Below are 17,257 nucleotides of genomic sequence, written 5' to 3'. Positions count from 1 at the left end.
GATTGCCTCTGGCTTTGCTCCGGCGCTGCGCCGTGCTGGCGCGTTTGTCGCCGTGCTGCTGGTGTCCGCGCCGCTCGCCGCGTGCAGCGATGAGGGCAAATTGGTGCTGCACACCGCGAGCGGCGCGCACAGTTTCAATGTCGAACTGGTGGACACGCCCGAAACCCGCGCGCAGGGCCTGATGTTCCGCCAGGAACTGGCCGCTGATGCCGGCATGCTGTTTGATTTCCAGCAGGAGCGCGAAGTCTCGTTCTGGATGCGCAATACCTTCATTCCGCTCGACATGATTTTTGTCGGCGCTGATGGTGTGGTCAAGACCATTCACGTCAATGCACGGCCGCAGGATCCGACCTCGATTCCCTCAGAAGTGCCGGTGCAATTCGTGCTGGAAATTCCGGGAGGCCGCTCCGTTGAGCTGGGGCTCAAGCCGGGTGACACCATGGAGCATGACCGAGTGGCTGTGCCGCGCGACTAAAAGCGGTGAATGACCATGAAGTCGATGACGGCCCATAGATGCAGGCTGGCGCCACCCACCACGAACACATGCCAAAGCGCGTTCTGGAATTTCAGCTTTTCCCAGAGGTGGAAGATAATACCCAGCGAATAGGTCACGCCGCCTGCCAGCAGCAGCCACATGGTCGACGTGGGCAGGGTCTGGGCCAGTGACTGGAACACCAGAATACCGCTCCAGCCAATCGCCAAATAGAGGGCAATGGCCAGCCTGCCAAAATGTTCGGGAACGATCAGCTTGAGCGCCACCCCGATCAGTGAGGCGCCCCAGACGAATGTCGTCATCAACGTGCCCGTCGTGGTCCCGGCCATGACCGCCAGGAAGGGTGTGTAGGAGCCGGCGATGAACAGGAAGATGGCGGCCTGGTCAAAGCGGGCCAGCAGCATCTTGATCGGCGACACCGGCGTCACATTATAGGCCAGCGACACGCCAAGCACGGCAACCAGGCTGAAGATATAGATGAACAGGGCAGGGAGCTCGGGCGCCGCTTCGCTGATGGCAAAGGCCAGCAGGATCGATCCGGCAGCGATAGCGCCGACCAGGCCGAGAATATGCACAATGCTGTCGACGACCAGCTCGGCAGCTGAGTATGGCCGCTGTGCACGGCTCCACCACGAATATGTCGCTGCTGGTTTCGTCATGTGTAATTCTCCCTGTTCCGAACTTCGCGCAGGGAAGTGACCAGAATATTGCGGACGCCACGCCATCATGGCGCATCGTTAAGTCTGGACCAACGTATCTGGTGAACAAACAGTTGCATATCCGCCAGGCCCTTGACGAGTAACCCTGTCGTTACCTACTCAGCAGGAAAAGCTCTGGAAACGACATGCCGCCCATTGCAGTTCTTGTGGCCCTGGCCGACCCGACCCGCTGCCGCCTAGTCGAATTGCTCCGTGCGGGTCCGCAGCCCGTGCATGTGCTGGCCGCGGCGTTCAAGATCAGCCGTCCCGCCATCTCGCGGCATCTGCGTGTACTCAAGCAGTCCGGCCTGATCAGCGAGAAAAAATTTGGCCGCGAAAACCGCTATGCGCTGCACGTGAACAGGCTGGCCCCGGTGCAGCGCTGGCTGAGTGAACTCGTTCCGTCGCCAAAGACGGGCAAGGAAGCGGCAAAGCTCAAGACGTCTGCCAGCAGGCCGGCAGCAATCGCCAGTCCCGCCCCGGAAGTCTTGCCGGTTGCTGCGGACCCCGTTGCGCCTGTTCCGGCCAAGCCCGTCAAGCCCACCAAACCCGCTAAGCCGGCCGTTTCACAGATGGGCTTCGACTTCTAGGGCGCTCAGAAAACGCTCATTCACCGGTGTTCAGGCGGTGTCCTGCGGCGGAAAGCTCAGCCGTTGCAATAGTCGCTGCGCCATCAGCAGGCCACTGCCGGCATTGCGGACAATGGTGGGCAAGGTCAACCATTCCAGGGTCCACGCCGCGCCCGAGCGCTCGTTTTCATGCACCAATGCCTGAAACAGCGTGCCCAGACTTCCCGCGCTCTGCCGGGCCAAAGTCACCAGTAATTCGGCCTCCACCGGGTTATTCTTGTGCGCCATCGCCGATGATCCGCCACCACCGCTAATGACGGCTTGCCCCAGTTCGCTCTGCGTCATCAGGGTGATATCGACGCCCAGCTTGCCCAGCACGCCGCTGATCCCGGCCAGTTCGGCGGCGAGCCGACACAGTGCCACGCGGTTGCCGTGCCAAGCGGGCGCGGCGCGCAGCCCTAGCAAGGCGGCCAGCCGGGTCGCAATGGCGTCCCCCTTGCCCTCAAAACTGGCGCGATTGCCCACGGGCCCACCCAATTGCACGGCCAGTGCCCGTTCGGCGGCAAATGTCAGGCCGGTGGCGCACTCCTCAATGGCCCGCTGCCAGGTCGACAGCTTGTCGGCCAAGGTGAATGGCAGCGCGGCTTGCATGCGGGTGTGCGCCATCAGTGTCTGGCCACCAAATTGCACGGTCAGACCGTCCAGCGTGCTGTCGACGTGGCCAAGCCGCTGCTGCAGCAGCGGCACAATCTGCGCCAGTTGCAGCATCCAGGCCGTATCGATGGCATCCTGGCTGGTCGCGCCGTGATGCAGGTAGGGGCGGCTGGGCTCAGACAGCGTCTGGCGCAGCGCGCCAATCAGCGCGGGGACCACCACGCCGTCCTTGGCCAGGCCGGCACCGAGTGCGGCGGTATCAAGTTGGACCTGGCCCAGCCGTTCGCTGATCTCGTGGGCGGCGGCGCTCGGGATCAGCCCCTCGGTGGCGCTGGCGCTCGCCAACATCGCCTCAAAGTGCACGATGGCGGCCAGATGAGCGTTATCGTCGAGCAGGTCGTCGAGTTCAGGATCGGCAAACAGCGCAGCGTTCAGAAGGCTCATCGGTCTTGCTTGTTCTTTCTTGCGTTGGCGTCAGCCTATACGCACGACACCGCAAGCGCGATCCCTAACCGAGCCACCCTCGGCGGCCATCGCTGCTCACCGCTGCAGGTCGGGCGGGGTTCCTGAATGGGTGCTGCCGGGACTCACCATGTCAAAAGGTTATTTTAGTGGACCGGGCAAGGGTGTCGCAAAGCGCCGGTTGGTTCATTTTGCTGACTTGGCCACGAAATGGAAATGAGAAGCTCGCGACAAGATATAACTGATAGTATATCAATCAAGGCAGTTTCCAGAGGTGCCCATGCCGATTGCCCAACTCGACCCCCGCCTCAAATTGCGCCACTTGCGCTGCTTTCTCGAGGTCGCCCGGCTTGGTGGTGTCGCCAAGGCGGCCAGTGCCCTGAACATGAGCCAGCCCGCCGCTACCAAGACCATTCAGGAATTGGAGGCGATCCTGGGCGTGCCGCTGTTTGATCGCAGTCGGCGGACCTTGAGTCTGACTACCACGGGGGAGCTGTTTCGGCTGCATGCAGCCAATGGCATGGCTGCGCTCTGGCAGGGCGTTCAGGTGGCCGCGCAGGTTTCAGCAGTCGATATGGTCCGGATCGGCGCCTTGCCTACCGTGTCCACATCGATCCTGCCGGCGGCCCTGGCCGCCTTGACCGCCGATGGCATTATCATGCCGACGCGCGTCGTTACTGGCCCCAATGCTTATCTGATAGCTTTGCTGCGCGCCGGCGAGCTTGATCTGGTAGTGGGGCGCATGGCTGACCCACACGACATTGCCGGGCTGAGCTTTGAGCATCTCTATTCCGAACTTGTCTGCGCCGTGGTGCGCAGGGGCCATCCGCTTGCGGAATCCAAGGCGCCGCTGCTGTCAGCGCTGGCTGACTATCCCTGGTTGCTGCCGCCACCCGATGCCGTGATTCGCCCCACCGTCGAGCGGTACCTGCGCGCCCACAATGTGGACATTGCCGATACGGTGCTCGAAACAGTGTCGGACAGTTTTGCCCGCAACTATCTGCGCGCCACCGATGCGGTGTGGTTCATTTCGGAGGGCGTGGTGGCGCCCGATTGTCGTGATGGCCTGTTGGTTGCGCTACCCTTTGCCATGGACGAGACGCGCGGACCGGTCGGGTTGACCACGCGGGTCGACGTCACCCTGTCGCCACCGGCGGTGGGGTTGATGAGTGCCATTCGCCACAGTGCGCGGCAAGCAACCGGAGCGCCGGCGGTGGCATGAAGACGCCGCCGATAGCGGTCGGACAGGGCTAAAACGCCGCCACCAGACATTCGATTGCCACCGCTTGCGCCAATATGCTGCCCCTGGCGCCACAGGGGACACGCGCCTTGCGCCGTGGCTTATGGCAGGCCGGTATAATTCTCGGCCAGGCTCTGTTGGGCGGCGAGCGAGCTGGCCAGATAGTCGAATTCGGCGCGCTGAATGCGGCGACCAAAGGCGCCGGTTTCGGGGAAGGTGTGCAGCATCGAGGTCATCCACCAGCTGAAGCGCTCAGCCTTCCAAATGCGCTGCAGTACCGTGCCTGAATAGCCATCCACGCCGGCCGTTGATCGCTCAAGGAAGCGCTCGATCAACGCTTCGGCCAGGACCTTGACGTCGCTCATCGCCAGATTGAGCCCCTTGGCCCCGGTTGGTGGCACGATATGGGCGGCGTCGCCCGCCAGGAACAAATTGCCGAAGCGCAGAGGTTCGGCCACGAAACTGCGCAGCGGCGCCACGGATTTCTCGATCGACGCTGCGGTCTTGAGCGCTGCAGCGGTGGCGGGATTGAGCCGCGCCCGCAATTCATCCCAAAAGCGGTCATCGCTCCAGTTTGCCGCTTTCTCGTCACTGGGCACCTGCACATAGTAGCGGCTGCGGGTATTGGATCGCATGGAGCACAGGGCAAAGCCGCGTTCATGGTGCGCGTAGATCAGTTCTTCGCCCACCGGTGGCTGATCCACCAGCACACCCAGCCAGCCAAACGGATAAACCCGTTCGAAGCTGGTTACCGATTGTTCCGGCACGCTGGCACGGCAGACGCCGTGGAAGCCGTCACAACCGGCAATGACATCACAATCGAGCGTGTGGGTGACGCCATCCTTGCGATAGGTGACGCGGGGTGTGGCGCCGTCGAAATCGTGGATGGCCACATCGTCGGCTTCGTAGATGGTCAGGGCACCGCTGTCCTGACGCGCCGCCATCAGATCGCGGGTGACCTCGGTCTGCCCATAGACCATGACGTGCTTGCCGATCAGTTTCTCGAAATTGATGTTGAGCATGTCGCCATCAAAGGCCAGGTCGATGCCTTTATGGATCAGGCCTTCCTGATGCATGCGCTGGCCGACGCCTGCCGCGTCCAGCAAATCCACCGCGCCCTGTTCCAGCACGCCAGCGCGAATCCGTCCAAGGACATAATCGGCGCTTTTGCGCTCAATGATCACCGCGTCAACGCCGGCCCGCTCCAGCAATCGACCCAGCATCAGGCCGGCTGGGCCTGCGCCGATAATGGCCACCTGTGTACGCATGCTATTCTCCCCGCTCCGTGGCACGCGATAATGGGGAACAGGGGCGCATCAACCAATGGACAGGACCGGCAAAGACTTGGATAATCCGAACATGGAAAAATCTGTTTCGCCCGTACCCGTCTATGCGCTCTATGGTGAGAAGACCGCGCTTCCTTTCGCCGATCGCCTGCATTTCGAGACACTGGCATCGCGCTCCAGCTTGCACGATTTCCGCATCGGTCCGCATCGACACGAGCAATTATTTCAGGTGTTGCAGCTGACCGCTGGCACCGCCATGGTGACGCTGGAGAACAGTGTTTGCACCATCGAACCGCCGGCGGTGGTGATTGTACCGGCGCTGGCCATCCACGCCTATCGCTTTGACCATGATGTCGGCGGCACGGTGCTGACACTGTTTGAAGCCGATATCCGCGCCATGCTCGACGCCCATGCCGATACGCGTGGCAGCCTGGCCATTGCGAGCATTTTTGCCGACGCCGACCCTGCCATTGCCGAGGCCATGGCAGCGTTGCTGGCCGAGGCTGGACACAAAGGCGAGGCGAGGGGGTTGGCGCTGTCGGGACGGGTCGGCACGCTGCTGGCCGAACTGGTCCGCGCCAGCCGACAGGCCGTGGCCGCCACGCAGCCGGCACCGCACCCCGCCATGCGCCACGCGCAGGCGTTTCAGCGCCTGGTGGAACAGGAGTTTGCCCAGCAGCGCTCGCTGGCGTTTTACGCGGCGGCGCTGGGGATCACGCCCGGCCATCTCAACCGCACCGCCAACGCCGTGCTGGGGGCATCGGCCATGACGGTGGTGGAACGCCGGATCATGCATGAGGCCCGGCGCTATCTGGTGTTCACCGCGCTGCCGGTCAAACAGATCGCCTACGCGCTCGGCTATACCGACCCCGCCTATTTCAGCCGCGCCTTCAGCCGCGCGGTCGGGATGCCACCGGAGCGGTTTCGCCGGCAAAATGCGGATTCAGTGAAGGCGTAGGCGAGGTGTGCCGTGATTAGCTGAAAACATCTGGCGATCCCGGCAGGACTCGAACCTGCGACCAACAGCTTAGAAGGCTGCTGCTCTATCCAGCTGAGCTACGGGACCAGAACCAGACCGGTTCCATGTAGCGGATTCTGTCGCAAAAGGAAGACCGCAGGCGCCGGCAATTACGATGCGGCTGACAGGGGGGTGGACACAGAGGGAGGCGGGGCCGTGCTGGCGCGCACGATCAGCTCGGAACTGAGCACGGTATGTTTGGGTACGCGGCTGGGTGGTTTGCCCTCGATCAGATCGATCAGGGCTTCGGCCGCCAGGCGACCGAGCGCCTCGCGCGGTTGGCGCATGGTGGTCAAGGGCGGCCAGACATGAGTTGCGACCGCCAGATCATCAAAGCCAACCACCGAAATGTCACGCGGGCATTCCAGACCATGCCGCCGCAGCCCGGACAAGAAGCCGATGGCGACCTCGTCATTGGCGGCAAAGATGGCGCTGGGACGCTCGCGCAACGCCATGAATTGTTCGGCGGCTGCCACGCCGCGCTCCATGGTAAAGCCGCCGGCAAGGATCCATTCGGGCTGCGCGGTCAGCCCACTGGCGGCCAGGGCGTTGGTGAAACCGGTTTGCCGCTCCGTTGTCAGCACATTGCCCGGCGGCCCCTGAATGTGGCCGATGCGGCGATGCCCCAGCCCGATCAGATGCCGCGTTGCCACCTCGGCCGCGTAGATATTGTCGGTCCGGACGGCATGAAACGGGGCGTCGGGAATGGCTTCACAGGCCATGACCAGGGGGACATTAGCTGGTGCCTGGGTGAGCACCAGCAGGGGCGCCAGCGCGAGGGCGCCATCGAGCAGCAATAGCCCATCCGCCCGATTGGACAGAAAATACTCGTGCAGCCGCCGACCGGATACGTCCCCGGCAATGCGGTTCACCACCAGCACGCCATAGCCGCGCAGGGCGGCCTCGCGTTCGATGGCATCGAGGATGGTGGAAAAGAACGTATTGCCGATGTCGGGCAGGGCAACCAGGATGGTTCGGGCGGTTCGCTGCCGCAGCGAGCGCGCCGCCTGGTTCAACGTATAGCCGGTAATGCGGACGGCCTCGGCAATCCGCTCGCGGGTCGGCCCGCTGACCCGTTCAGGGCGTGACAAGGCCCGGCTCACAGTGGCTGTGGATACCTGCGCAAATTTGGCAACGTCTTGAATTGTCGGTGTTTTTTCTGCTTTTGACATACCTGGCAGCGCCCCCTCTCGCTGTCGGTAACGCAATCTGTCTAATTCGATCTTGACAGGTCTGCAAGTCGTGTATGAATGTAATGCAATCGATTGCACGATTTTGGGATACCGAAAATGCAATCGATTACATGCAGTCAGCACGGGATGTCTCACTAGAAGACGACCTTGCGGCTGACCGCTTCGCGGGGGCGCTTCGCTCCAAGTGATCGTTGGGAGGACAATCTATGAAGAAATTTGCAGTGGTAGCCGCTATGGCTACCGCGTTGATGGGCACGACCGCCGCCATGGCCGTCGATCTGGAAGTCACGCACTGGTGGACGTCGGCTGGTGAAGCGGCAGCTATTGCCGAATTCGCCAAGGCCTTCGAAGCAGAGACCGGCAATACCTGGGTGGACAGCGCGCTGGCCGGGTCGGGCACCGGTGCCAACCCCGTCATCATCAGCCGCATCATCGGCGGCGATCCAATGGGCGCCACCCAGATGAACACCGGCCGTGATGCCGAGGAACTCATCCAGGCCGGCCTGATGCGCGACCTGACCGATGTCGTCGCCGACATGGACATCGAGAGCTTCTACGTCGACGCCAGCCTGCTTGAGCCTTGCCGTTTTGAAGGCGGCCTCTACTGCCTGCCGATCAACATTCACTCGTGGGATTGGCTGTGGCTCTCCACCGCTGCCTACGAAAAGATCGGCCAGCCTGTTCCCAAGGACTGGAACGAATATGTCGCCAGCTGGCCTGCTCTGCAGGACGCCGGCGTGCTCCCCTTTGGTCTGGCGACCGGTTGGCCGATTTCCGGCGTTCCCGGCGTGCTGATGTCCGGTCTGGGCGGCAGCGACCTGGTGCTGGCCATCAATCGTGACAAGGATGCCAGCGCTGTTCGTGGACCTGAGTTCCGCAAGGTTGCCGAAGCGCTCGACTCGCTGCGCCAGGTGATCTCGCCTGACATGATGGTGCCGTCCTTCGGTGACGTTGGTACACAGTTGCTCGAAGGCACTGCGGCCGGCAACATCCACGGCGACTGGCTGCAGGGCGATCTGCAGGTGGCCGGCGGCGTCCCCGGTGAAAACTACGAATGTCTGCCGGCTCTCGGCCTGGGTGATCAGCTCACCGGCGGCGGCGACTCGTTCTACTTCCCCAAGCTGCCTGAAGGTACCGACCAGGCCGTCCTCGACGCTCAGGCCGATCTGGCCCGCATCCTAATCTCGCCTGAAGCCCAGCTCAACTTCAACATGGTCAAGGGCTCCATGCCGATCCGGACCGACATTGACCTGGCGGCCGCCAATCCGTGCATGCAGAAGGCTCTGGGCATGCTCGGCAATGGTCTGCTGCCATCGGGCGACTTCGCCCTGACCAGCGATACCCAGCAGCAGCTGCAGGATCTCAGCATCGAGTTCATCGATGACGACAGCATCACTGTTGACGACTACGTCGAGCGCTATGCCTCGATCATCGAGTCGGCTGAGTAAGCCTTGGGCTAGCTCGTTGGGAGCCTGCTCCCAGGACTGAAAGCGGTGGCCGACCTTGAATACAAGGTTGGCCACCCTCTCTTGGAGATACATTGATGGCGGACACAGCCCTTCCTTTGGAAGCGGGCGCCAAGGTCAACCGACCGAGCCTGCTGAAAAGAATTATCCTTCACAACCTGCCCGCCAAGATCGCTGCACTGCCCATGATGGTGACCGTGCTGGTTGTCTTCGTCGGCTGCACACTCTGGACGATCTACTACTCGTTCACCAATTCCAAGCTTCTGCCCACCGGCAAGTTTGTCGGTATCGAGCAATATGAGCGCCTGTTCGCCACCTCCCGCTGGAACGTGTCGGTCACCAATTTGATCACATACGGCGTGTTGTCGCTGATCTTTACGCTGGTCGTCGGCTTTATCCTTGCGGTGCTGATCGACCAGAAAATCCGCTTCGAGAGCGCCTTTCGTACCATCATGCTCTATCCCTTCGCCCTGTCCTTCATCGTGACGGGCCTGGTGTGGCAGTGGATCATGAACCCCACCCTGGGCCTGCAAGGCACAATGCGCAATCTGGGCTGGGAGAACTTCACCTTTGACTGGATCGCCAATCCGCGCATGGTGCTGTACGCCCTGCTGATTGCGGGCTTATGGCAAGGCACGGGCTTCTGCATGGTGCTGATGCTGGCCGGGCTGCGCGGTGTGGATGAGGAAATCTGGAAGGCTGCACGTATCGACGGCATTCCGACCTGGCGCACCTATGTCTCCATCGTCGTTCCCATGATGCGTGGCGTGATGGTCACCGCGGTGGTGATTATCGGGTCCGGCATTGTCCGGCTCTACGATCTGGTGGTGGCGCTGACCAATGGCGGCCCCGGCATCTCTTCGGAAGTGCCTGCCAAATACGTCTATAACTACATGTTTTCGGGCGGCAATATCGGCCAGGGCCTCGCCGCTGCCACGATGATGCTGCTGTCGGTGATCATTATCCTGATCCCCTGGGCTTACCTTGAATTTGGTGGAAAGGGGCGTCGCACATGAGCCAGATCTCAACCATGGCGAGCGTCTCGCCGGCGCCGACCGGCGCTGCTGTCGAGCCGCGTGGCCCTCGGCCAAAGCCGTTCTTCACGCCCCGCAAGATCATCATCTATTCCATTCTGGTGATGTTCTCGCTGTATTACCTGTTTCCGCTCTACGTGATGTTCACCACATCGCTCAAGACGATGCCTGAAATCCGCTTCGGCAATATCTTCTCGCTGCCGACGGCGCCGAGTTTTGATGCCTGGGTCAAGGCCTGGACCAGTGCCTGCACAGGCCTCACCTGTGAAGGCTTGGCGCCCGGCTTCTGGAACTCGGTCAAGATCACCATTCCGAGCACCATCATATCGATCTTCATCGCTGCGGTGAACGGCTATGCCCTGATCAACTGGCGGTTCAAGGGCTCGGAAATCTTCTTTGCCATCCTGATCTTCGGCTCGTTCATTCCCTATCAGGTGTTTCTCTATCCGTTGGTGATGATCACCCGTGAAATGGGCATCTTCGGCTCATTGCAGGCCGTCATTATCGTTCACACGGTTTTTGGCATGCCGATCCTGACCCTGCTGTTCCGCAATTATTTTGCGTCGCTGCCCCAGGAATTGTTCAAGGCGGCACGTGTGGATGGCGCGGGCTTCTGGCGCATTTTCTTCGAGATCATGCTCCCGATGTCGCTGCCGATCTTTGTGGTGGCGCTGATCCTGCAGGTTACCGGCATCTGGAATGACTTCCTGTTTGGTGTGGTCTTTGCCGGAACGCAAAACTACCCGATGACCGTCCAGCTCAACAACATCGTCAACTCGGCCCAGGGCACGCCCGAATACAACGTGAACATGGCCGCTACCGTTCTGACCGGCCTCGTGCCGCTGGCGGTTTATTTCGTGTCCGGCAAGTGGTTCGTCCGCGGTGTTGCCGCTGGTGCGGTGAAGGGATAATTCGAATGCAAAACAGCGTTTCCATCCGCGATCTATCGCTCAACTTCGGCAGTGTGAAGGTGCTTCAGCACCTCGACCTCGACATTGCCCAGGGCGAGTTCATCGTACTGCTCGGCCCCTCGGGTTGCGGCAAGTCGACCTTGCTCAACTGCATCGCCGGGCTGCTGGACGTCTCCGACGGCCAGATCTTCATCGGTGGCAAGAACGTCACCTGGCTCGAACCGAAGGACCGCGGCATCGGCATGGTGTTTCAGTCCTACGCGCTCTACCCGCAGATGACGGTTGAGCGGAACCTCAGCTTTGGCCTGCGCGTCGCCGGCATGAAGAAGGACGAGGTCGAGCGTCGCGTCGCCCGCGCCGCAGAAATCCTGCAGATCGAGCCGCTGCTCGACCGCAAGCCTGCCAACCTCTCCGGCGGCCAACGCCAGCGTGTGGCCATTGGCCGTGCCCTGGTGCGCGACGTCGATGTATTCCTGTTCGACGAGCCATTGTCCAACCTCGACGCCAAGCTCCGCTCGGACTTGCGCGTGGAGATCAAGCGGCTGCATCATCGGCTCAAGAACACGATGATCTATGTGACGCATGATCAGATCGAGGCACTGACGCTGGCCGACCGCATCGCGGTGATGAAGAATGGCGTTATCCAGCAATTGTCTGATCCGCACACGATCTACAACAAGCCGGTGAATCTCTATGTTGCCGGGTTCATTGGCTCGCCGCAGATGAACATGTTCGAGGGCACGTTGGAGGGCACCACTTTCACGACTGCCGACGGCACTGTGGTTTCGGTGGACACCTATGATTTTGCCGCGCCGTCCAACGGCCCGATACAGGCGGTGCTGGGTGTGCGGCCCGAACATATCGCGCTGGGCGAGGCCGCGGCTGCCATGCCGTTCTCGATTGACGCCGAAATCGAGATTGTCGAACCGATGGGATCGGATACGCTGGCCTGGACGAAAATTGGCAACAAGGCGGTGACCTTCCGTTGCGACAGCGATGTCGTGATCGAGACTGGTCAGATGGTGCGCATTGGCTTTGACCCCGCGCGGGGCTCGATTTTCAGTGCCGAGACCACCAACCGTCTCTGATCGGCTACTACATTATTGCGGTGGCGCCTCAGGGCGCCCCGCTTCTGCCCCGCCCCAGCCCTGGCCCAATGTTACTTTTGCGGTGATCGGCCTGACCTGCAGGCGCGACAGCATCCCGAAACCGCCCTTAGTCTGCATCGCCCATCGCGATCGCCAGCTCATTTCAACGTTACAACGAGGCCACAAATGACCGAACTGTCATTCCAGCTCTATAGCGCCCGCAACGTCCCTTCGCTCGAGGACTTCCTCGCAACGCTTGGTTCGCTCGGCTACACTCAGGTCGAAGGTTATGGCGGACTGTATGCCGATCCCGCGGCACTGGCCGCCAGTCTCAAGAAGAATGGCCTGACCATGCCCACCGGCCATTTCGGCCCCGCTCAGGTCGCCGATGTTGCGACCACGCTGAAGACCGCCGAAACCCTTGGCATCAAGCGCATCTATTGCCCCCATATCGGCCCGGAAGGCCGCAGCGCCGATGAGTCAAAATGGCTTGAGCTGGCCGAGATGCTGGCTGGCGCGGCGGAAACCTATAGCAAGGAAGGCTACGGCTTTGGCTGGCACAACCATGATTTTGAGTTTGTGCCCACCACCTCCGGCCGCACGCCGATGGAAATCCTGCTGGAAACCGCACCCAAGATCGAGTGGGAAGCCGATGTCGCCTGGATTGTTCGCGGCAAGGCCGACCCGATTGCCTGGTTCGACAAATATGGCGACCGCATCACCGCGGTGCACGTCAAGGATATCGCCCCTGCGGGCGAGTGCCTTGACGAAGACGGTTGGGCCGATGTGGGTCAAGGCGTCCTGAACTGGGACGAGCTGATCACCAAGGTGACCAGCAAGACCAAGGCGCAGTATTTCGTCGCTGAACATGACAAGCCTTCCGATGCGGTGCGCTTTGCCACGCGCTCGATCGCTGCCGCCAAGAAGTGGAAATAAGCATGGCCAAGACTTATGGCGTCGGCATCATGGGTGCCGGCAACATCTCCGCTGCGTATTTGCGCCTGGCGCCGCTGTTCAAGGGGCTCGAGGTGCGTGCCGTAGCCGACATCATTCCCGCAGCCGCGCAGAAGCGGGCCGAGGAATTTGGCGTCGTCGCCCAGACACCCGATGCGTTGCTCAAGAACAGCGAACTTGATGTGATCGTCAACCTGACGATCCCCTCGACGCACTATTCAGTGTCGATGGATATCGTCTCGGCGGGCAAGCACGCCTATTCGGAAAAGCCGTTTGTGCTCTCGCTCGAAGAGGGCACTGCGCTCAAGAAGGCCGCGGCCGAGCGCAATCTGAAGGTGGGCAGTGCACCGGACACTTTCCTGGGCGGCGCCCACCAGCAGGCCCGTCAGATCATTGATAGCGGTCAGCTCGGCAAGATCATGAGCGGTACCACCCATGTGATGAGCCGCGGCATGGAGCATTGGCATCCCAACCCGGATTTCTTTTTCCAGGTAGGGGCGGGGCCGATACTCGATCTTGGGCCATACTACGTCACCGAACTGATCCACCTGTTGGGGCCGGTCCGGCGCCTGTCGGCCTTCACCAACATGGCCCGAGCCGAGCGCGAAGTGACGGCCGAAGGGCCTTACAAGGGCAGCTTTGTCAAGGTTGGCACCCCCACCACCATTCACGGTGTGCTGGAGTTCGTCTCGGGCGCCATCGTCACCATCGGCGCCAGCTGGGACGTGGCAGCGCATGGCCACCACAATATCGAGCTCTACGGCACGGATGGTTCGATCTTCGTGCCGGATCCAAACTTCTTCGGTGGCGAAATCACCACCGCCGATATCGCGGGTGAGCGCAGCGCGGTCACCCCGTGGGATCATCCGTTTGGCGTTGCCAACCAGGATCTCGACAAGCCAACGCCGCGCGCCAATTACCGCACTGCCGGTCTGGCTGACATGATGGCCTCGATCGAGGGCGGTTACGCCGCGCGCTGCGGTCTCGATGTGGCGCTGCATGCCGTGGACGTGATGACCAGCCTGCTCAAGGCCGGCGAAAGCGGGCAAGTGCTGACCCTCAGCACTACTTGTGAACGCCCAATGGCACTGAGTCCGGCCGATGCCCAGGCCTTGCTGAAATAGTGAGGGACGTGCCTCATTGACAGGCCCACGGGCCTGTCGAACAATATGTCCAGTAGACCTCATGGTGAGCTTGCCGAACCACGAGGTCGTGCATGAGATTGTGCCACGACCTCGCCCTTTGACGCGCTCAGGGTGAGGTCTACTGTTGAATCGGCAACGACAAGGCACCGCCATCGGGCAGGGCCGCATTTGAGGAGACAATCATGCGCACCATCAAGGGTCCCGCAATCTTTCTGGCGCAGTTCGCCGGCGACGCCGCCCCGTTCAATTCCTTCGATGCCATCTGCGGCTGGGCCGCCGGCCACGGCTATAAAGGTGTGCAGATTCCCACCTGGGTGGGCAGCCTGATTGATCTTGAAAAGGCCGCCACGTCCAAGACCTATTGCGATGAACTGGCCGGCACCGCCGCCGGGCATGGTCTGGCCATCACCGAGTTGTCGACGCATTTGCAAGGCCAGCTCGTTGCAGCCCATCCGGTCTATGACACCATGCTGGATGGCTTCGCCCCTGCCTCGGTGCATAACAATCCGCAGGCGCGTCAGGAATGGGCCGTGCAGCAGCTCCATTGGGCCGCCAAGGCATCACAGAACCTGGGCCTGACCGAACACGCAACCTTTTCGGGCGCGCTGGCCTGGCCGTTCCTCTATCCGTTTCCGCAGCGTCCCGCCGGTCTGGTCGAGGAAGCCTTTGACGAACTGGCCCGTCGCTGGACCCCGATCCTCAACGCGTTTGACGAGAATGGCGTGGATGTCGGCTTCGAATTGCATCCCGGCGAAGACCTGTTCGACGGCGTGACTTTCGAGATGTTCCTTGAGCGGGTCAACAATCACCCGCGGGCCAACATCCTCTACGATCCCAGCCACATGGTGCTGCAGCAGCTCGATTATCTCGATTTCATCGATATCTACCACGAGCGCATCAAGCTTTTCCACGTCAAGGATGCCGAGTTCAACCCGAGCGGGCGTCAGGGCGTGTATTCCGGCTATCAGAGCTGGATCAACCGGGCGGGGCGCTTCCGCTCCCTGGGCGATGGCCAGGTCGATTTCGCCTCGATCTTCTCCAAGATGGCGCAGTATGATTTCGCGGGCTGGGCCGTGCTGGAATGGGAATGTGCCATCAAGCATCCCGAGGACGGCGCGCGCGAAGGCGCCGAATTCATCAAGCACCACATCATCCACGTGACCGAGCACGCCTTTGACGATTTTGCGTCCTCGGGGACGGATCTGGCCGCCAATCGCAAAATCCTCGGTCTGAGCTAGGGAGCACGACAATGGCTGAAAACGGCGCAAAGCGCATTCGTCTGGGCATGGTTGGTGGCGGCACTGGCGCCTTTATCGGCTACGTGCACCGCGTCGCCGCCCGCATTGACGGCGACTATGATCTGGTGGCCGGCGCGCTGTCGTCGCGGCCCGACGTCGCCCTGGAGTCCGGGCGCAATATCGGCCTGGCCGACGACCGCATCTACACCTCCTATGAAGAGATGGCCAAGGCTGAAGCGGCCCGTCCTGACGGGATTGAGGCCGTCTCGATCGTCACGCCCAACCACATGCATTATGGTCCGGCCAAGGCGTTTCTTGAGGCGGGCATTCATGTCATCTGCGACAAGCCGATCACCAGCACGCTGGAAGATGCCCGCAAGCTTGCCGCCATCAAACCCAAGAATGGCGCAAGATTTCTGCTGACCCACAACTATACCGGCTTTCCGCTGATCCGGCAGGCCCGGGAACTGGTGGCCTCGGGGGCGCTGGGCAAGATTCGCGTCATCCAGGTGGAGTATCCGCAGGACTGGCTGACCGAGCCCACCACCGACGACAACAAGCAGGCTTCCTGGCGTACCGATCCGGCGCGCTCGGGGGCAGGCGGCGCCATTGGCGATATCGGCACCCACGCCCACAATCTGGCGCGCTTTGTCAGTGATCTGAAGACTGACTCCGTCTCTGCCGATCTCACCAGCTTCGTGGAGGGGCGGCAGCTCGATGACAATGTCCACATCATGCTGCGCTTCGAGGGCGGTGCCAAGGGCATGCTCTGGGCCAGCCAGGTGGCTGTTGGCTGCGAAAACGGCCTGCAACTGCGCGTCTATGGCGACAAGGGTGGCATTGAATGGCGCCAGGACAACCCGAACTACATGTGGTTCACCGAGTTCGGCAAGCCACGGCAGCTGCTGACCCGGGGCGGCGCCATTTCGGGCGATGCCGCCTCCACCATGAATGTGCGCATTCCCGCCGGCCACCCCGAAGGGTATCTGGAGGCATTTGCCACGCTCTACAGCCAGTTTGCGGCCGTTATCCGGGGCGAGGGCGCCGCCTATGAAGGCCTGCTGCCAACGCTGGCAGACGGCGTGGAGGGCATGGAGTTCATCATGGCCTCGGTACAGTCGAGCCAGAATGACGGCAAGTGGACCAAGCTCAGCGAGGTTTGAGCACCGGCAGCGACATTGTCATGAAGGTCACCCCGATCCCTGGTCGGGGTGACGTCATCGAAACCACTGGTAGCGAACACAAATCTGTCCATTGGGGGAGACGCGGACCCCTATAGGAGCCCGGCGAGCCTGCTGCTGCGTATCGCCAGCAATCCGGACAGCAAAATGCGCCACAATTGCTTGCAGCGCATGGTCGTTTCCAAATCCTAGAGCGAAATCAGTGCGTCCAGGGCGTCTTGCGGTCGGCGCGGAAATTGTCCGGATAGCTTGCGCGCTTGGGGACATAGACCTGCGCCTGCTGCACCGAATAGGCGATGCCATTCTTCTGGGCATAGGCCTCGGCGTCTTCCTGGCTGTCAAAGGTCAGCTGGATCTGCCGCGTGGGATCGCTGGAGCTCGTATAGCCCATCAGCGGGTCGATCGAGCGGGGTACGGCTGGTTCGTACACCAGAACCCAATGCCTAGAATTGCCTCTTCCCGACTGCATGGCGTTTGGGGCCGGGCGGTAGATGCGGGCGGTCATGCAAGTTCCTCAACACGATGCTGGGCGCCAGAAGGCGAAATGTGATGGTCGGAGTACAAAGATTCGAACTTTGGACCCCTGGTTCCCAAAACCAGTGCTCTACCAGGCTGAGCTACACTCCG

The 17,257-nt window shown here is 61.5% G+C and carries 17 protein-coding genes and 2 tRNA genes; 12 read left to right on the top strand and 7 right to left on the bottom strand.

Annotation, left to right across the window (positions count from 1 at the left end; all coding sequences use genetic code 11):
* On the top strand, positions 1-475 hold a 475-nt coding region (locus tag Q8O80_RS21380; RefSeq protein ID WP_371136254.1), incomplete at its 5' end, for a DUF192 domain-containing protein.
* Here Q8O80_RS21380 and Q8O80_RS21375 read toward each other — a convergent pair.
* Positions 472-1,152 (bottom strand): hemolysin III family protein, encoded by a 681-nt coding sequence (locus Q8O80_RS21375; RefSeq protein ID WP_305583148.1) that lies wholly within the window; start codon positions 1,150-1,152, stop codon positions 472-474. The genes Q8O80_RS21380 and Q8O80_RS21375 overlap by 4 nt on opposite strands.
* 185 nt (positions 1,153-1,337) lie before the next feature.
* On the opposite strand from Q8O80_RS21375, the gene Q8O80_RS21370 reads away from it, so the two are divergent.
* Positions 1,338-1,781, top strand: coding sequence for a helix-turn-helix transcriptional regulator (locus tag Q8O80_RS21370; RefSeq protein WP_305583146.1), 444 nt, complete (start codon positions 1,338-1,340; stop codon positions 1,779-1,781).
* A 30-nt stretch (positions 1,782-1,811) separates the two neighbouring features.
* On the opposite strand, the gene Q8O80_RS21365 is transcribed toward Q8O80_RS21370, so the two are convergent.
* Complete coding sequence (locus Q8O80_RS21365; RefSeq protein WP_305583144.1) at positions 1,812-2,858, bottom strand: 3-carboxy-cis,cis-muconate cycloisomerase; 1,047 nt, start codon at positions 2,856-2,858, stop codon at positions 1,812-1,814.
* Between the two features lie 298 nt (positions 2,859-3,156).
* Between Q8O80_RS21365 and pcaQ the strand changes: the two genes are divergently transcribed.
* Positions 3,157-4,098 (top strand): pca operon transcription factor PcaQ, encoded by a 942-nt coding sequence (pcaQ, locus tag Q8O80_RS21360; RefSeq protein ID WP_305583142.1) that lies wholly within the window; start codon positions 3,157-3,159, stop codon positions 4,096-4,098.
* A 119-nt stretch (positions 4,099-4,217) separates the two neighbouring features.
* Here pcaQ and pobA read toward each other — a convergent pair whose 3' ends face one another.
* Positions 4,218-5,384 carry a 4-hydroxybenzoate 3-monooxygenase gene (gene pobA, locus Q8O80_RS21355; protein WP_305583140.1) on the bottom strand — a complete coding sequence of 389 codons (1,167 nt, stop codon included), beginning with the start codon at positions 5,382-5,384 and terminating at the stop codon, positions 4,218-4,220.
* A gap of 91 nt (positions 5,385-5,475) precedes the next feature.
* Here pobA and Q8O80_RS21350 point away from each other — a divergent pair, with 91 nt between their 5' ends.
* Positions 5,476-6,360 carry a helix-turn-helix domain-containing protein gene (locus tag Q8O80_RS21350; protein WP_305583138.1) on the top strand — a complete coding sequence of 295 codons (885 nt, stop codon included), beginning with the start codon at positions 5,476-5,478 and terminating at the stop codon, positions 6,358-6,360.
* A 31-nt stretch (positions 6,361-6,391) separates the two neighbouring features.
* Here the strand turns inward: Q8O80_RS21350 and Q8O80_RS21345 are convergent.
* Both Q8O80_RS21345 and Q8O80_RS21340 read right to left on the bottom strand, forming a co-directional pair.
* A tRNA-Arg gene (locus Q8O80_RS21345) sits at positions 6,392-6,468 on the bottom strand.
* Between the two features lie 62 nt (positions 6,469-6,530).
* Positions 6,531-7,592 (bottom strand): LacI family DNA-binding transcriptional regulator, encoded by a 1,062-nt coding sequence (locus tag Q8O80_RS21340; RefSeq protein WP_305583136.1) that lies wholly within the window; start codon positions 7,590-7,592, stop codon positions 6,531-6,533.
* 227 nt (positions 7,593-7,819) lie between these two features.
* On the opposite strand from Q8O80_RS21340, the gene Q8O80_RS21335 reads away from it, so the two are divergent.
* The 8 genes from Q8O80_RS21335 (at position 7,820) to Q8O80_RS21300 (ending at position 16,612) form a co-directional block, all read left to right on the top strand.
* Positions 7,820-9,061: an ABC transporter substrate-binding protein gene (locus Q8O80_RS21335; RefSeq protein ID WP_305583134.1), complete on the top strand. Its 1,242-nt coding sequence runs from the start codon at positions 7,820-7,822 to the stop codon at positions 9,059-9,061.
* 95 nt (positions 9,062-9,156) lie between these two features.
* Positions 9,157-10,095, top strand: coding sequence for a carbohydrate ABC transporter permease (locus tag Q8O80_RS21330; RefSeq protein WP_371136253.1), 939 nt, complete (start codon positions 9,157-9,159; stop codon positions 10,093-10,095).
* Positions 10,092-11,024: a carbohydrate ABC transporter permease gene (locus Q8O80_RS21325; RefSeq protein WP_305583132.1), complete on the top strand. Its 933-nt coding sequence runs from the start codon at positions 10,092-10,094 to the stop codon at positions 11,022-11,024. Before Q8O80_RS21330 ends, Q8O80_RS21325 begins: the two co-directional genes overlap by 4 nt.
* A gap of 5 nt (positions 11,025-11,029) precedes the next feature.
* Positions 11,030-12,112, top strand: a complete 1,083-nt coding sequence (locus tag Q8O80_RS21320) for an ABC transporter ATP-binding protein (protein ID WP_305583130.1) — start codon at positions 11,030-11,032, stop codon at positions 12,110-12,112.
* A gap of 186 nt (positions 12,113-12,298) precedes the next feature.
* A complete protein-coding gene (locus Q8O80_RS21315; RefSeq protein WP_305583128.1) occupies positions 12,299-13,048 on the top strand; it encodes a sugar phosphate isomerase/epimerase in 750 nt (249 codons plus the stop codon).
* A 2-nt stretch (positions 13,049-13,050) separates the two neighbouring features.
* Positions 13,051-14,190, top strand: a complete 1,140-nt coding sequence (locus tag Q8O80_RS21310; RefSeq protein WP_305583126.1) for a Gfo/Idh/MocA family protein — start codon at positions 13,051-13,053, stop codon at positions 14,188-14,190.
* A gap of 203 nt (positions 14,191-14,393) precedes the next feature.
* On the top strand, positions 14,394-15,449 hold the full coding sequence (locus tag Q8O80_RS21305) for a sugar phosphate isomerase/epimerase (RefSeq protein ID WP_305583124.1): 1,056 nt from the start codon (positions 14,394-14,396) through the stop codon (positions 15,447-15,449).
* A gap of 11 nt (positions 15,450-15,460) precedes the next feature.
* Entirely contained in the window at positions 15,461-16,612 is a 1,152-nt protein-coding gene (locus Q8O80_RS21300; RefSeq protein ID WP_305583122.1) for a Gfo/Idh/MocA family protein, read from the top strand.
* Positions 16,613-16,829: 217 nt separating this feature from the next.
* On the opposite strand, the gene Q8O80_RS21295 is transcribed toward Q8O80_RS21300, so the two are convergent.
* Complete coding sequence (locus Q8O80_RS21295; RefSeq protein ID WP_305583121.1) at positions 16,830-17,135, bottom strand: ETC complex I subunit; 306 nt, start codon at positions 17,133-17,135, stop codon at positions 16,830-16,832.
* 45 nt (positions 17,136-17,180) lie between these two features.
* Positions 17,181-17,257 (bottom strand) — tRNA-Pro (locus Q8O80_RS21290).

Origin of the sequence: Devosia sp. (assembly GCF_030689745.1) — a bacterium.
GTDB classification, from domain to species: domain Bacteria; phylum Pseudomonadota; class Alphaproteobacteria; order Rhizobiales; family Devosiaceae; genus Devosia; species Devosia alba.
Note: the sequence above shows the minus strand (reverse complement) of the source record. Positions and strands in the feature narration are given on the sequence as shown.